The sequence below is a fragment of the Streptomyces canus genome, assembly GCF_001514145.1.
GTDB lineage: Bacteria > Actinomycetota > Actinomycetes > Streptomycetales > Streptomycetaceae > Streptomyces > Streptomyces canus.
In genome coordinates, this window is the sequence record NZ_KQ948657.1 from 179,400 (window position 1) to 194,634 (window position 15,235).

Sequence of the window (15,235 nt, forward strand, 5' to 3'; positions counted from 1 at the left end):
GGTTACTTGACCGCGACCTGCGAGATGTCCAGCACACCGGTCCAGTCGCTGATCACGACGTTCTTGATGTCCTTGCCGTACAGACGCTTGTAGACCGGGTGGAACAGCGGCACGGTCAGTGCCTGCTCGCCGATCTTCTTGTCCAGTGCGCCCCACCGCTTGGCGGCAGCGTCAAGATCGGTCAACTTGTTGATCGCGTCAATCTCGTCATTGACCGACGTGTCATTGAGCAGGCCCGTGTTGAAGTTCGCGCCGTCCCTGACGATCTGACGGCCGTCGAAGATCGGAGCGAGGAAGGGGCCGCCGGAGGGCCAGTCGGCACCCCAGTGGGCGAGGAAGAAGCCGGGCTCGGTCTTCACGCTGTGGATCGTGTCCGAGTAGTTGTTGTCCTCCAGTCCCTGGAGCTTGACCGTGATGCCGGCCTTCTTGAGCGCGTCCTGGATCGCGGTCGCGATCTCGGGGCTGGTCTCGAAGTCCTTGGCGTTGGAGTGGGTGAGCGTGACCGTGAGCCCGTTCGGGTGTCCGGCCTCCTTCAGCAGCTCCTTGGCCTTCGCCGCGTTGCCCGTCGCACCTGCCGGGAAGAGGTCGTACGGCTCGTAGCCGAAGGACTTCTGGTTCGGCAGGAAAGTGGTGGCGGACTCGGCGAGCGCGCTGCCGCCGGCCGCGTTCACCACGGAGGACCGGTCGATGGCGTACGAGATCGCCTGCCGCACCTTGACGTTGTTGAACGGCTTGACCGTCGGGTTGAACGCTATGTAGTTGGTGTAACCGAAGTGCCCGGTGCCGACGCGGGCGGCGAGCTCCTTGTCGCCCGTCACCTTGGCGAGTTCGGCCGGGCCGAGGTTGGTGTCCGTGGTGACCGCGGCGGTGTCCGCACCCTGGGACGCCGACAGCCGCTGGTTGATCACCGATGAGTCGAGCCCTGACTTGACGTCGATCCTGTCCGGGTACGCCTTGCGCTCGGCGTCCGTGGAAGTGGACCAGTACGTGTTGCGCTCCAGGACGAGGTGCTCACCGTCGTTCTGGTTCGTGACGACCTTGTACGGGCCGGACGAGACGGGGTGCTCCTCGTACTTCGTACCGGTGTCCTTGGCCTTCGGGACGGGCGTGAACTGCGTCTGCGTGGCCAGGTACGGGAACTCGCCCTCGGGCTTGTTCAGATGGAAGACGATGGTGCGGGCGTCAGGCGTCTCGATGGCCGCGAGACCCTTCTTGTCCTTGTACGGCCCCTGGTAGTCCGCCGCGCCGACCAGCCAGTCCCGCAGATAGGGGGCGCCGCCGGAGAGTTCGGGCGCGAAGGAGCGCTCGATGCCGTACTTGATGTCGGCCGAGGTGATCGCGGCGCCGTCCTCGTACTTGAGCCCTGCCTTCAGCGTGTACGTCCACACGGTCGCGTCCTTGTTGGGGCGCCCGGTGTCGGTGGCGAGGTCGGGGACGACCTCGGCACCGGCGGCGCCGTTCTCGCGGTTGCGGGTGGTGAGGGTGCGGAAGACGAGCGAGGGCACGTTGCCGCCGCCGGAGGTGTACAGGCGGGCGGGGTCGAAGTCCTGCTGCGGGTTGGAGTTCAGCACCGTGAGGGTGCCGCCCTTGTGGGGCGTGGAGTCGCCACCGGAGCTCTTGGCATCGTTGTCCTCAGGGCCGCAGGCGGCCGCGCCCGCTGCCAGAACCAGGCTTACGGATACCGCTGCCACACGGCGCGTGGTGAGGGACGGTGGACGCATCGGAGACGACCTCTCGAATGATGAGTCTCGAATGGCGAGACAGGTTGACGAAGGGTGAGACGAAAGTGGACAGACGTCCGCCCTGGCGTCGGGTCGTCGAAAGAGCCATGACCGAGGTCACGGAGAAGTACGGGATTCGCGACGCGCGCGCCTGAGGGCGGGCGTCAGCGACAGAGAATGTCGGCCACGCAGAGCGGGGTCACACCGATGAGCGCCAGCTGGATGGCGGCGCTGCTCTCGACGGCATGACTAGACCACATGCGCAGCAATATGTACGACCGGCTCAACCCATGTCAATGTGACATGGGCGCCATCCGTCAACTCCCGGGGTACGGCCAGGGGTTGGCCCGGCAGTGGATCCCGTCGTGGTCGAGGAACTTGGTCTGCTGCTGCATCACCGGCGCGAGCTCGCCGTTCTTGTCGCAGGTGACATGGGAGTAGCCGAGACGGTGACCGACTTCATGGTTGATCAACATTTGACGGTAGGCATGGATCTGATCACCGTATGTACTTGATCCCTGCGCCCATCGATACGCGTTGATCATCACGCGTTCGGTGGCGGCCGAGTCGCACGAGACGTTGTCCTCGGTGGTGTCGAGTCCGGACTTGGCGCACCAGTCGGCGGTGGTGCCGGGGCTGGCGAGCGTGATCACGAAGTCGGGCTTGCCCGTGTAGACGCGCTCGAAGGTCCGGGCGCCGCTGTGGGCCCAGCTGCGGTCATCGTTGAGCGTCTTCTGCACGGCCTCGGCGAAGAGTGCGCCGTCGAGTCCGAGACCCTGCTCCACGTCCACGCGGTAGGTGTACTTCTGTCCCTTGCCGGGCGCCTTGTCGACGCCCTGGATCGCGTCGAACTTCCCCGAGCCGTCGAGCTTGGCGCTGAGCGGGTACTTGGTGCCCATCGCCTGTTCGTACGTCAGCGTCGCCACACTGGCCGAGGCGGACGGCGTCGGCTGCCCGTCCGCGCCCGAGACGGAGTCGCGGGCGTCCCGGGCCTGGTCGGTCGCGGACTGCGTGCCCACGGCGGTGTCGCGCCCGTCGGTGACCTGTCCTGCCACGACGACAGCGAGGACGGTGACGACCGCGGCGGCCGCGATGCCGGTGAACGCCCGGCCCTTGCCGCCCTTGGCCACCGGCGGGTCGGCCGGTGGCGCGTCGCCGGAGTCGGGGCGGGCGTCCTCGTCGGTGTCGGTGGCGGTGTCGTCGGGCCAGTCGGTGACCGAGCCGTACGGGTCGGAGTGGTGCGCGACGGCGGGGTACGCGGAGTCGGACGCGCGGGCCGCCGTGACGGGAACAGGGCCGCGAGGCCCACCGGGCGCGAAGGCATCGACCTCGTCGGTGAACGCGTCAAGGTAGTCCTGTCGTGGCCTCGATCCCGACGGGCCCTGCCGCTGCCGCGGAGGAGCGGCTCCGGGTCCGGCGGCGTACCCGCCCGGTCCCCGATCACTCAACTCCCCCCAGCCGCCCCCGGATTCACGCTGCTCGGGATGGCCACCACGGGCCCGGGGGACGCCATGGGCCGGCGTGCCGTCGGAAAGCCGCGGGAAACCGTGCGGGGGCGTCCCCTCCGGGAACCGCCGCCCACCTTGGCCGGACGGACCGTCGGACACACGAGGGACCCCGCGCGCCGGCGTGCCGTCGGGCAGCCGAGGAAAGCCGTGAGCGGGGGTACCGTCCGGAAGCCGGGGAAACCCGTGCGCGGGCGTCCCGTCCGCAAGCCGAGGAACGCCACGCGCGGGCGACCCGTCCGCAAGCCGGGGGAAACCGGCGGGCGCCCCATCCGGAACCCCCGGAAACCCACCCGCAGGCGTGCCGTCCGCAAGCCGAGGAAACCCATGTGCAGGCGTGCCGTCTGGATGCCGCGGGCCGCCCTGCGCAGGCACCCGATACCCGGCAGCGTCGACTCCGGGTCCAGCTCCGGGTGCCCCGCGGTCGGGCCCCCGGCCACCCTGCGTCCTCCGCCGAGCAGACTGCGGCGCCGCAGCGGACGAAGTCGGCATCCGTCCCCGGCCCGTCGCCTCCGTGCCGAGACCTGTAGCGCCCCGCGCCCCTTCGGCCCCGGCCCGGTCCCTCGTCTCCCGGCCGACACCTGTGGCGCCCCGCACTCCCTCGACGCCCGCCCAGCCCTGCGTCTCCCGGCCGAGACCCGTAGCGCCCCGCGCCCCCTCGGCGTCCGCCCGGTCCCTCGCCTCCGTGCCAAGACCCTCGGCGCCCGCCCGGCCCGAATCCCCCCGGTCGGAACTGCCCTTGTCGGGCCCCTTCTTGGGAGCGGGCCCGCGTCGACTGTGGCGTCCCACGCCCCGCCTCAGCTCCCCACAGTCGTGGCGTCGGCCCCGTCACCGGAGGCCGTCGCGGAATCGCGCCGGTCACCCGAGGCCCCCTCACCGGAGGCACCCACGGAACCGTCACGCTTGTCAGAGCCTCCCACGGAACCGTCAGAAGTCGCCCCGTCCACGGCGAACTCCCGGAACGCGCCCGCCACCGTCTCCGGGTACTCCATCATCGCCACATGCCCCGCCTCCGGCAGCGTCAGCAGTCGGGAGTCGCGGAAGGCTCGGGCCGCCTTCTGGGCCATGCGGAAGCCGACGAGCTGGTCGCGGCCGCCGTAGACGAGAAGCGTGGGCGCGAGAACACGCTCGGCCTGGCGCCACAGCGCGTGCTGGCCGCCCAGTGTGTACGCGTTCACCAGCCCGCGCGCGGAACGCGTCATCGCGTCCCAGAAATACGGCAGTTGCAGCCGCCGCTCCATCTCCTCCACCGCGTACCGGAACCCCTCCGGAGTGACCCGCCCGGGGTCGCCGTAGCACAGGGCCGTGACCCCGCGGACGCGCTGCTCGGCCGTCCAGTCCCTGCTGTACCGGGTGAACAGACCGGCCACGCCGGGGACCGCCAGCAGCCCCGTGGGCACGGCGGTGCGCTGGACGCGGATCTCCGGGAGGGCCGGCGAAACGAGGGTGAGCGTACGCACCAGGTCGGGCCGCACCGCTGCCACGCGGGTGGACACCGCGCCGCCGAGGGAGTTCCCGAAGAGGTGGACGGGGCCGCGGCCGGACGCGTCGAGAAAACGGATCACCGCGCGCGCGTGCGCGGTGATCGAGTAGTTGCCGTCGTCCGGCGGCGGGGAGTCACCGAAGCCCGGCAGATCGACGGCCTCGCCGTCGACGTCGCCCTCCAGCTGCTCCATCAGCGCCGACCAGTTCTGCGAGGAACCGCCCAGGCCATGGACGTACAGCGCGGGCGGCAGCCCCTCGCGCGCGGGTGGTCTCGAACGCACCGCCAGGGTGATCCCCGGCAGCCCCACCGACCTCATCCGCTCGCCCTCACCGACCCTGACGGGCGCCACCTTCGGCAGGACGGTGGCGGGCGGCACGAAGGGCAGCTCGGTCGAAGACATGCGGCAATGTTACGAGACGATCACGCTGTGGTTCATGTGTTCGCCATCACAGAGCACATGTACGAGGCGTGCGCGGCGGTCGCACGTACATCGCATGGCGTCCAGATCGTGTGTCTCCTAGGCTCGTACGCAGGGCACCCGAATGTGGCCCCCTGTGTACATCAGGGACGTTCTAGGAAGGGAGCCCACCATGGCCTACGACCCCACCGACCCCGAGGCCTTCACCGACTCCGAGGCCTTCGAGGAGGACGACGTCGCCGAGCGCGACGTCGAGGCCCCCGAGGTCGACGCGGCCGAGCAGCACACCGACATCGCGCCCGACCGCGACGACCCCCTGACCGGCGTGGACCCCGACCGGGCCAACGAGGCCGACCTGGTCGAACAGGCCAGGGTCGTCTCGCTCGACGAGGACGACTATCGGTGACGTCGGACCGGCGCCGAGCGGCCGACAAGGCACTCATCAGCGCATTCCCGAGCAGGAACGGGACGGCAGCCCTGCCCACTAGATGACCGTTTGAAACCTTTGGACGGTTTTCGTCACCGTCCGGTCCGTGAAATTCTGCGTTCGTACCGCGCACAGCACGGTTACCGAAAAGTACGATGGCGGCGCGGCGCACACCGCATGTGGACGACATTGGGAGGCGGCGTGACAGCCATCGAGCAGACAGAGGCGGCACGCCCGCGCGGGACGCGCCTGCCGCGCCGTGCCCGACGGAACCAGCTGCTGGGCGCCGCGCAGGAAGTCTTCGTGGCGCAGGGCTACCACGCGGCCGCGATGGACGACATCGCCGAGCGCGCCGGCGTCAGCAAGCCGGTGCTCTACCAGCACTTCCCGGGCAAGCTCGACCTCTATCTCGCGCTGCTGGACCAGCACTGCGAGTCCCTGATCCTGGCGGTGCGCACCGCGCTGGCGTCGACGACCGACAACAAGCAGCGCGTGCGGGCGACCATGGACGCCTATTTCGCCTACGTCGAGGACGACGGCGGCGCCTTCCGCCTGGTCTTCGAGTCGGACCTGACGAACGAGCCCGCGGTGCGCGAGCGCGTCGACAAGGTCACCGTCGAGTGCGCCGAGGCGATCTCCGAGGTCATCGCGGAGGACACCGGTCTCTCGCGCGCGGAGTCGATGCTGCTCGCCTCGGGCCTCGGTGGGCTCGCCCAGGTGGTGGCCCGGTCCTGGCTGCACAGCGACCGCAGCGTCCCGCGCGACCAGGCGGTCCAGCTGCTGACGTCACTGGCGTGGCGGGGCATCGCCGGATTCCCGCTGCACGGCACGGAGAACCACTGAGATCAGCTCTGGGACCACCACTCGACCCGCACGCGCGCGTGCGGGTCGTTTGTTCCCGTCCCTTGTTCGCTGTTGGCGTTCTTGCGCGGAACGTGTACGTCCCCTCACCGGGCTAATGTGTGCTGGGTACGGCGCGGAAGGTCGCGCACTTCACTGACCGTCGGAGGGACATAGCCGTGGAGGTCAAGATCGGCGTGCAGCACGCGCCCCGCGAGATCGTTCTGGAGAGCGGTCAGAGCGCCGAGGAGGTCGAGCGGGCGGTTTCGGAGGCCCTGGCCGGCAAGTCTCAGCTGCTGAGCCTGGTGGACGAGCACGGCCGCAAGGTCCTCGTCCCGGCCGACCGTCTGGCGTACGTCGAGCTCGGTGAGCCGGCTCCCCGCAAGGTGGGCTTCGGCGCGCTGTAGGCACACAGACGAAGAGGGGCCCGGCGACCGGAAGTCGCCGGGCCCCTCTTCGTGCTGCGGGCGAGATTCCTTTCTCCACGTATGGAGCACGAGGAACACACGGAGGAGGATTGCATTCCGCAGGTCACGGGTATGACGGGCTACGACCGTGATGGCAGTGTGGCCATGTGGGAGGGACCCCATGATGTTGATCGAAGCGCTCGGCTCCGCACTGCTCGGTCTCGTGCTGGCAGGGGTGGCGGTACACCGCCTCGCCCACCGCCTGCCGACCCGCTCCCTGGTCCTCGCGACGGGCACCGCCGGAGCCCTCTTCGGCGCCTTCGTGACCCACACCGCGCTGGACCCGGGCAACCTCCTGCTGATCCTCCTGGGCGCGGCAGTGGTCTCGGTGGCGTCGCTGTCCCTGCTCCTGCGGCCGAACGGCAGACTGCGCCGATCAGCGCCGGCGTAGGGAACTGCGCGACCGGCCACGACGAACCCGCGGCCGCCGACGGAGCACAGCTCCCCGGGCGGTCGGGCGCTAGGCGGCCAGGCCCAGCGCAGCCATCCGCTTCGTGTGCGCCTCGGTGATCCGCGAGAACATCCGTCCCACCTCGGCGAGATCGAACCCGTCGGCGACGCCGCCCACGAGCATCGTCGACAGCGCGTCCCGGTCGGCGACGACCCGCTGCGACTGCGACAGCGCCTCCCCCATCAACCGCCGCGCCCACAGGGCCAGTCGGCCGCCCACCCGCGGGTCCGCGTCGATCGCCGCCCGCACCTTCTCGACGGCGAACCCAGCGTGCCCGGTGTCGTCGAGGACGGCCAGGACCAGCTCGCGCGAGTCCGCGTCGAGGCGCGCCGCGACCTCCCGGTAGAAGTCACTGGCGATCGAGTCACCGACGTACGCCTTGACGAGCCCCTCCAGCCAGTCCGACGGAGCCGTCTGCCGGTGGAAGCCGTCGAGCGCCGCGACGAACGGCTCCATCGCGAGCGTCGGCTCCTCGCCGATCTCGGTCAGCCGGTCACGCAGCTTCTCGTAGTGGTGGAACTCGGCCGACGCCATCTTCGCCAGCTCCGCCTTGTCCGCCAGCGTCGGCGCGAGCTTCGCGTCCTCCGCGAGCCGTTCGAAGGCCGCGAGTTCGCCGTACGCGAGCGCGCCGAGCAGGTCGACGACCGCGGCTCGGTACTGCGGGTCGGCGGAGGCCTTCGTCCAGTCCTGGGCGGCGACTCCGGTGGGTTCGGCAGGGGTCTCGGAGGCGTTGTCGGGCTTGTCAGAGGTCGTCATGAAGCGCACAATAGCCCGCTCTCCGGACGGCGGAAGGCCCTGGTCAATCAGTGTGACGACGACTACGTGACCAAATCGGCCATCGCATGTGCACGATTCCGGGGTATGGTGGTAATGCGCCTGCTGGTACGACGGCACTTCATGAGTGCACCGAACCTCGACAGGCCGCACGTATGAGGATGCCCGGTCGGTGGCCCGATCGGCTCCGACCCGACAGCCCTCCTCGCCCGTACGGCACTGTGCGTACGAAGTTCGGAGGGGGACCCTCAGCGGTACGAGCGCTAGAGCGTCGGCAGTGGTCCCGTGCCATTACGGCCTAGCCCGTAAGGCAGCCGACGTCCCCAGCACGGTAGACGACCCCCTGCGCTCGCCTCGCACCGCGCACACAGAAGAGGCAGCACCCTGACTACGACCTTCCGCGATCTCGGGATTCTCACCGAGACGGCCGAGGCCCTCGAAGCCGTCGGCATCATCAACCCGTTCCCCATCCAGCAGATGACGCTCCCGGTGGCCCTCTCCGGCTCCGACGTCATCGGCCAGGCCAAGACCGGCACCGGCAAGACGCTGGGCTTCGGCCTTCCGCTCCTCGAGCGCGTCACCGTCCCCGCCGACGTCGAGGCCGGCCGCGCCAAGCCCGAGGACCTCACCGACGCCCCGCAGGCGCTCGTCGTCGTCCCCACGCGCGAGCTGTGCACCCAGGTCACCAACGACCTGCTGACCGCGGGCAAGGTACGCAACGTACGTGTCCTCGCCATCTACGGCGGCCGCGCCTACGAGCCCCAGGTCGAGGCCCTCAAGAAGGGCGTCGACGTCGTCGTCGGCACCCCGGGCCGACTGCTGGACCTCGCGGGCCAGAAGAAGCTCAACCTGGGACACATCAAGGCGCTCGTCCTCGACGAGGCCGACGAGATGCTCGACCTGGGCTTCCTGCCCGACGTCGAGAAGATCATCAACATGCTTCCGGCCCGCCGCCAGACGATGCTGTTCTCGGCGACCATGCCGGGCGCGGTCATCGGTCTCGCGCGCCGCTACATGTCGCAGCCCACGCACATCAACGCCACCTCGCCCGACGACGCGGGCAGGACGGTCGCGAACACCAAGCAGCACGTGTACCGCGCGCACAACATGGACAAGCCCGAGATGGTCGCGCGCATACTGCAGGCCGACGGCCGGGGACTGGTCATGGTCTTCTGCCGCACCAAGCGCACCGCGGCCGACCTGGCCGACCAGCTCCAGCAGCGCGGCTTCGCCGCCGGCGCGGTCCACGGCGACCTGGGCCAGGGCGCCCGTGAGCAGGCGCTGCGCGCCTTCCGCAACGGCAAGGTGGACGTCCTCGTCTGCACCGACGTCGCCGCCCGTGGTATCGACGTCGAGGGCGTCACGCACGTCATCAACTACCAGTCTCCCGAAGAGGAGAAGACGTACCTGCACCGCATCGGCCGTACCGGTCGCGCGGGTGCCAAGGGCATCGCGATCACCCTCGTCGACTGGGACGACATCCCGCGCTGGCAGCTGATCAACAAGGCGCTCGAGCTCAACTTCAACGATCCGCCGGAGACGTACTCCACCTCCCCGCACTTCTACGAGGAGTTGAGCATCCCCGCGGGCACCAAGGGTGTCCTGCCGCGGGCCGACCGCACGCGCGCGGGGCTCGCCGCGGAGGAGCTGGAGGACCTGGGCGAGCCGGGCGGACGCGGTGCACGCGGACGCGGTGACCGTGACCGGGGTCGCGGGCGTGGTGGCCGGGACGAGTCCCGCTCCGCCGACCGCGAGCGTTCGGAGCGTACGCCGCGCCGTCGCCGTCGTACCCGTGGTGGTACCTCGCCGGACGCGGCGGCCCCCGCCGAGGCGGTCGCCCCGTCGGAGACCACCGCGGTCGAGGACACCACCGCGACCCGCACCCCGCGCCGTCGTCGGCGCACCCGCGGCGGGGCGTCCGACTCGGCTCCGGCCACGGTGACCACGGCAGCGGCGGCGGTCGAGCCGACCGTGTCCGAGGCCGCGGAGTCCGCCGTCACGGCGGCGGAGGGCCCGTCCCTCGACACCGAGACCCCGGCCAAGCCGCGCCGCCGCCGGACCCGCAGGTCCGCGGAGACACCGGCAGCCGTGGAGACGGTCGTCGAGACCGCGCCGGTCACGGAGACCGCTCCGGAGGCTCCGGCCACCAAGCCGCGCCGTACGCGCAAGTCGGCGGCTCCGGCCGCCGAGGCCGCCGTGGACACGGCCGAGGCCACGGAGACCAAGCCGCGGCGCACCCGCAAGACCACGACCGCGGCTCCCGCCGCAGAGGCCGCGGTGGACACGGCCGAAGCCACCGAGGCCAAGCCGCGGCGCACCCGCAAGGCAGCTGCCGCCGCACCCGCCGAGACGGCAGTGGACACCGCGGAAGGCACGGCCGCCAAGCCGCGCCGCACCCGCAAGACCGCGGCCACGACGACGGAGGCCGGCGCCGACACGGCGGAGGCCGTGGAGGCCAAGCCCCGGCGCACCCGCAAGACCGCAGCCGCGGCTACGACCGCCGCCGAAACCGCGGTGGACACGGCCGAAGCCACCGAGGCCAAGCCGCGCCGCACCCGCAAGGCGGCCGCCGCCGCACCCGCCGCGGAAGCCGCCCTGGACACGGCTGAGGCCACCGAGCCCAAGCCGCGCCGCACGCGCAAGACTGCGGCTCCGGCCGCAGAGGCTGCCGTGGACACGGCCGAGGCGACGGAAGCCAAGCCGCGCCGCCGTACCCGCAAGGCCGCCGAGCCCGCCGTGACCGCCGAGATCCCGGCCCAGTCGGTCCAGGAGCCGGAGGCCGTCGAGGTGGCCAACCCGCGGCGTACGCGAAAGACGGCGACCTCGGCCAAGGCGGCCGAGACGGCTGTGGACACCGCGGAAGGCACGGCCACCAAGCCGCGCCGCACCCGCAAGACCACGACCGCGACCGCGACGACGGAGGCCACCGACACGGCGCAGACCGCTGAGGTCAAGCCGCGTCGCACCCGCAAGACCGCGGCCACCGCCGAGGTCGCGGACACGGTCGAGGCCACGCCCCGCCGGCGTACCACCCGCAAGGCCGCCGAGCCGGCGGTGACCGCCGACATCCCGGCCCAGGCGGACCAGGAGCCGAAGGTCGCCGCACCGCGCCGCCGGACCCGCAAGACGGCCGCCGCGGAGCCCGCGGACAGCTGATCCCACACCGACGGCCCGGCCCCTTCACCTGGGGCCGGGCCGTCGGCGTTCCCGCACCGGCCCGTGGCAGCCGGCGCCGACCACACCACTGCGCGACGAGCCACGACGAACCCGCAGCCGCCCGGGACCGCGCCCGCGCCACCCCCTGCGGGACCGACCCGTCACGACCGCCCGCTACCCTCACCCCGTGAGCACCCGAGCCGTCTTCACCCCGCCCCCCGGCGCCCGTGCCTACCCCCTGCGCACCGCCCGCGGCGAGTTCGCGGTCGTGGACTCGGCCGTGGCCCCCGGCGTCGCCGAGAAGGGCACCGCGCTGCTGCTGCCCGGGTTCACGGGAAGCAAGGAGGACTTCACGCTGCTCCACGAGCCGCTCACGGCGCGCGGATACCGGGTCGTGGCCGTGGACGGGCGAGGACAGTTCGAGTCGGACGGGCCGGAGACCGACCAATCCGCCTACGCGCGAGGCGAGTTGGCGCGGGACGTGCTCGCACAGGCCGCCGCCCTCGACGCACCCGCGCACCTGGTCGGGCATTCCCTGGGCGGTCAGATCGCGCGCGCCACCGTACTGCTCGACCACTCCCCCTTCCTGTCCCTCACCCTCGTCTCCTCGGGCCCCGCGCAGATCTCCGACTCCCAGCAGCAGCGGGTGAAGCTGCTGCGGGACGCGCTCGGTGTGATGACGATGGCCGAGGTGTGGGACGCGATCCTGGCCATGGGACCGCCGGAGGAGGTCGGCGGCCCCGCCAAGGGCATCGGGGACGTCGAACAGCTCCGCCGCCGCTGGTTGGGCAACAAACCCGCCCAACTCCTCGCAACGGGCCACCAGTTGTGCACCGAGCCGGACCGGGTCGGCGAACTGGCCGCCGTCCCGCTGCCGTTCCACGTCCTGTCCGGATCGCAGGACGACACCTGGCCGGTGCCTCTCCTCGACGACATGGCCGTACGACTGGGCGCCCGCCGCACGGTGATCCCGGGAGCGGAACACTCCCCCAACGCCGACCAGCCCCTCCCCATGGCCCACGCCCTGGCCGACTTCTGGGACAGCGTCGGCCGTTGAGCGGTCACCACTGGCTGCCGATGAGCGGTCAGTACTGCCCCTGCAAGTGCTCCCAGAACCCGTCCCGCAGCACCCGTCGCAGATCCGCCTGCCCCCGCAGTGAGTACTGGAGAAGCACCTCCGCCTCCACCAGCAGGTCCTGGTCCACCGAGCCCGGCAGATACGGATGGCCGGGCAGCAGCTCCTGCAGCGCCGCCCTCCCCCGCTCCCCAAGCCACTTCGCGGCGATCTGCGCGCCCACGAAACGGACGTCCTCGCGGGTGGGCCGGGTGGCCGTCGCCTCGTAGGGCACGGCCGCTCGCCGGGAGACGTACGGCTTGAAGAAGTCGAGGTCGAGGGTGCGCTGGCTGTCGACCTCCCAGAGGAGCGGTTCCGCCTGGTTGCGGCCCTCCGGCGCCTCGATGCCCCACAGGTGCACGCGGGCGCCGTATCCCTGGGCCGCCTCGACCGCCGAGACCAGGTCCTCGTCTCCGCCCAGGAGCGCCGCGTCGCTGATCGCGCGGTGCCGGGCCAGGGACTCCAGGTCGGAGCGGATCAGCGAGTCGACGCCCTTCTGCTGGTTGTTGGCGTTGAGGTTGCCCAACCGGACCTTCACGTCCGGGAGTTCGGCGATGGACTGCTGTTCAGAGGTGTGGATACGACGTCTCGCGCCGTCGTACCAGTAGACCCTCAGCAGTCTGCTGTCCGCGAAGATGGTGCGGGCCCGGTCGATGAGGGCCTCGATCAGGCCCTCGGCGTCGAGGTCGAAGGCGCGACGGTCCTCGGTGCCGGCGACGAGTCGTCCCGCGGCCGCGTAGAGGTATCCCGCGTCGACGAAGATCGCATGCGTCGAGGGCGTCTTCGCGACCTCGGCGAGCATGCGCGTGAGCAGCTCGTTGGTGCGGTCGATGCGGGCGCTCAGGGGCGCCAGGTCGTCGTTCATCGCCACCATTGTCCCGGCGGTCACGCTGCGAACACAACCGGTCCCAAGGAGTCTCCGAAGACTCACTTACCGGTCAGTAGTTAGCCGTTCGAAAAATTTCTTTAGCGTAGGGAATGTTTGTAACACGCACCCCGTTGACTACTCACGTACGCAGTAATTCTCCGCAGGAGGATGACCAGACGAAGGGAGAAGCCATGCGCTTCGAAATCATGCGACTCGACGACGTCGACGGCACGCCCGTGGACAGCACTGTCGTGGACGCCGCCTCCGTCAATCGGATCGTTCAGCAGGCCGCCGCCATAGGACAGCGGCTCTGGATCCGTCCGGCCGACACCTCGGCCTCGTAACAGACGCGGATCACCGCCGAAGCTTCAGAGCCCCCGCCAGGCATCGACGCCGGGCGGGGGCTCTGCGCATACCCAAGGCCGCGTACCCATGGCCGCTCAGCTCGCCCGGACCACCTGGGTGATCCCGTTGATGATCTGCTGCACGGCGATCGCGGAGAGCATCATGCCCGCGAGGCGTGTCACCAGCACGACCCCGCCGTCCTTGATGACCCGGATGATCAGCAGCGAGTACCGCATCACCAGCCACAGCACGACATGGATGGCGAGGATCGCCGTCCACACCGAGACCTGCGTGGCGACGCTGTGGGCCTTCTGCACGGCGAGGATGACGGAGACGATCGCACCCGGACCCGCCAGCAGCGGCATGCCCAGGGGGACGAGCGCCACGTTCACGTCCTTGGTCTGTTTCGGCTCGTCGGTCTTGCCGGTGAGCAGGTCGAGCGCGATCAGCAGGAGCAGCAGCCCGCCCGCGATCATCAGCGCGGGCACGGAGACATGCAGGTAGTTGAGGATCTGGTGGCCCAGGAGCCCGAAGACGGCGATGACACCGCCCGCGACACAGACGGCCTGGAAGGCCATCCGCTTCTGCACCTTGCCGGGCCGTCCGGCGGTGAGCGCGAGGAAGATCGGGGTGATCCCGGGGGGATCCATGATGACGAACAGGGTGAGGAAGAGCGAGCCGAAGACGGCGACGTCGAACATGACGGAACTGGCCTTACCGAAGGAGGTGGAACGCGGCGCCGGGTGCGGCCCGGCGCCGGGTGACGGGAAGCGGGGGCGGGCCTCAGACTCCGCCGGCCCCCGGGACGGGGAACGCGCCCGTCGCCCGCCGCGTGATCTCCCCGTACACCTCGGGGTCCGTCGTGTACTCGCCGAGGGCGACCGTCTTGCGGCTGCCGTGGTAGTCGCTGGAACCGGTGGTCAGCAGCCCCAGTTCCTTGGCGAGCCCGCGCAGCCGTACGCGCGTGTCCTCGTCGTGGTCCATGTGGTCGACCTCGATGCCGTCGAGCCCGGCGGCGGCCATCTCGGCGATCGCGGACTCCGGGACCGTGTGACCGCGCTTGCTCGCGCCGGGGTGGGCGAACACGGTGACCCCTCCGGCTCCCTTGACCAACCGGATCGCCTCGAAGGGGTCGGTCTCGTGCTTCTCCACGTAGGCCCGCCCGCCGTCGGCCAGCCAGTCGCCGGTGAAGGCGTCGTCGACGCTCGCGACGACCCCGAGCTCGACGAGCGCGGTGGCGACATGCGGCCGCCCGACGGACCCGTCACCGGCGATCCGTGCCACCTGCTCCCAGGTGACCGGCACGCCCAGCTCCTGAAGCCTGACCACCATCGCGCGCGCTCGGGGCACCCGGTCGTCCCGCACCAGCTCCCGCTCGGCGAGCAGCGCCGGCTCCTCGGGATCGAAGAGGTAGGCCAGCATGTGCATGGACACCCCGCCGATCCGGCAGGACAGCTCGGCCCCGGTGACGAGGGTCAGTCCCACGGGCAGCGCGGCGATGGCCGCGTCGTACCCGCGGGTCGTGTCGTGATCGGTGAGGGCGACGACGTCCAGCCCGGCAGCGGCGGCATTCCGCACCAGCTCGGCGGGCGTGTCGGTCCCGTCGGAGGCCGTGGAGTGGCAGTGCAGATCGATGCGCACGACGCGGACTCCAGACGCTGAC

The 15,235-nt window shown here is 70.8% G+C and carries 15 protein-coding genes; 7 read left to right on the top strand and 8 right to left on the bottom strand.

All coding sequences use genetic code 11. The features are described from left to right. Nucleotides 1-2: 2 nt before the first annotated feature. From AQJ46_RS05655 to AQJ46_RS05665, 4 genes are all read right to left on the bottom strand, one after another. Nucleotides 3-1,721: an ABC transporter substrate-binding protein gene (locus AQJ46_RS05655; protein ID WP_059204557.1), complete on the bottom strand. Its 1,719-nt coding sequence runs from the start codon at nt 1,719-1,721 to the stop codon at nt 3-5. A gap of 164 nt (nt 1,722-1,885) precedes the next feature. Continuing rightward, a complete protein-coding gene (locus AQJ46_RS58765) occupies nt 1,886-1,981 on the bottom strand; it encodes an Ms4533A family Cys-rich leader peptide (protein WP_311714713.1) in 96 nt (31 codons plus the stop codon). Nucleotides 1,982-2,038: 57 nt separating this feature from the next. Further along, nucleotides 2,039-3,718: a DUF3152 domain-containing protein gene (locus AQJ46_RS05660; protein WP_079072139.1), complete on the bottom strand. Its 1,680-nt coding sequence runs from the start codon at nt 3,716-3,718 to the stop codon at nt 2,039-2,041. Nucleotides 3,719-4,023: 305 nt separating this feature from the next. Next, nucleotides 4,024-5,112, bottom strand: a complete 1,089-nt coding sequence (locus AQJ46_RS05665; protein WP_059204559.1) for an alpha/beta hydrolase — start codon at nt 5,110-5,112, stop codon at nt 4,024-4,026. Nucleotides 5,113-5,302: 190 nt separating this feature from the next. Between AQJ46_RS05665 and AQJ46_RS05670 the strand changes: the two genes are divergently transcribed. The 4 genes from AQJ46_RS05670 to AQJ46_RS05685 all read left to right on the top strand — a co-directional run bounded on the left by AQJ46_RS05670 (nt 5,303) and on the right by AQJ46_RS05685 (nt 7,255). After that, nucleotides 5,303-5,536, top strand: a complete 234-nt coding sequence (locus AQJ46_RS05670; protein WP_059204560.1) for a hypothetical protein — start codon at nt 5,303-5,305, stop codon at nt 5,534-5,536. Nucleotides 5,537-5,758: 222 nt separating this feature from the next. Then, complete coding sequence (locus tag AQJ46_RS05675; RefSeq protein WP_057610072.1) at nt 5,759-6,400, top strand: TetR/AcrR family transcriptional regulator; 642 nt, start codon at nt 5,759-5,761, stop codon at nt 6,398-6,400. A gap of 176 nt (nt 6,401-6,576) precedes the next feature. Continuing rightward, entirely contained in the window at nt 6,577-6,804 is a 228-nt protein-coding gene (locus AQJ46_RS05680) for a DUF3107 domain-containing protein (RefSeq protein ID WP_019754243.1), read from the top strand. Nucleotides 6,805-6,988: 184 nt separating this feature from the next. Further along, on the top strand, nt 6,989-7,255 hold the full coding sequence (locus tag AQJ46_RS05685; protein ID WP_057610104.1) for a hypothetical protein: 267 nt from the start codon (nt 6,989-6,991) through the stop codon (nt 7,253-7,255). Nucleotides 7,256-7,324: 69 nt separating this feature from the next. On the opposite strand, the gene AQJ46_RS05690 is transcribed toward AQJ46_RS05685, so the two are convergent. Then, nucleotides 7,325-8,080, bottom strand: coding sequence for a ferritin-like fold-containing protein (locus AQJ46_RS05690; protein ID WP_057610071.1), 756 nt, complete (start codon nt 8,078-8,080; stop codon nt 7,325-7,327). A gap of 486 nt (nt 8,081-8,566) precedes the next feature. Here AQJ46_RS05690 and AQJ46_RS05695 point away from each other — a divergent pair, with 486 nt between their 5' ends. Together AQJ46_RS05695 and AQJ46_RS05700 are read left to right on the top strand one after the other, a co-directional pair. Then, on the top strand, nt 8,567-11,245 hold the full coding sequence (locus AQJ46_RS05695; RefSeq protein ID WP_059204561.1) for a DEAD/DEAH box helicase: 2,679 nt from the start codon (nt 8,567-8,569) through the stop codon (nt 11,243-11,245). 187 nt (nt 11,246-11,432) lie between these two features. Continuing rightward, a complete protein-coding gene (locus AQJ46_RS05700; protein ID WP_059204562.1) occupies nt 11,433-12,302 on the top strand; it encodes an alpha/beta fold hydrolase in 870 nt (289 codons plus the stop codon). Between the two features lie 28 nt (nt 12,303-12,330). On the opposite strand, the gene AQJ46_RS05705 is transcribed toward AQJ46_RS05700, so the two are convergent. Continuing rightward, nucleotides 12,331-13,224, bottom strand: a complete 894-nt coding sequence (locus AQJ46_RS05705) for an NYN domain-containing protein (RefSeq protein WP_059205114.1) — start codon at nt 13,222-13,224, stop codon at nt 12,331-12,333. Between the two features lie 194 nt (nt 13,225-13,418). Here AQJ46_RS05705 and AQJ46_RS54060 point away from each other — a divergent pair, with 194 nt between their 5' ends. Continuing rightward, the gene (locus tag AQJ46_RS54060; RefSeq protein WP_007384531.1) at nt 13,419-13,571 is read left to right on the top strand and encodes a hypothetical protein; all 153 of its coding nucleotides are present in this window, start codon (nt 13,419-13,421) and stop codon (nt 13,569-13,571) included. Between the two features lie 96 nt (nt 13,572-13,667). Here AQJ46_RS54060 and AQJ46_RS05710 read toward each other — a convergent pair whose 3' ends face one another. Beyond that, complete coding sequence (locus tag AQJ46_RS05710; protein WP_059204563.1) at nt 13,668-14,273, bottom strand: MarC family protein; 606 nt, start codon at nt 14,271-14,273, stop codon at nt 13,668-13,670. 82 nt (nt 14,274-14,355) lie between these two features. Beyond that, nucleotides 14,356-15,213, bottom strand: a complete 858-nt coding sequence (locus AQJ46_RS05715; RefSeq protein WP_059204564.1) for a PHP domain-containing protein — start codon at nt 15,211-15,213, stop codon at nt 14,356-14,358. Between the last annotated feature and the right edge of the window lie 22 nt (nt 15,214-15,235).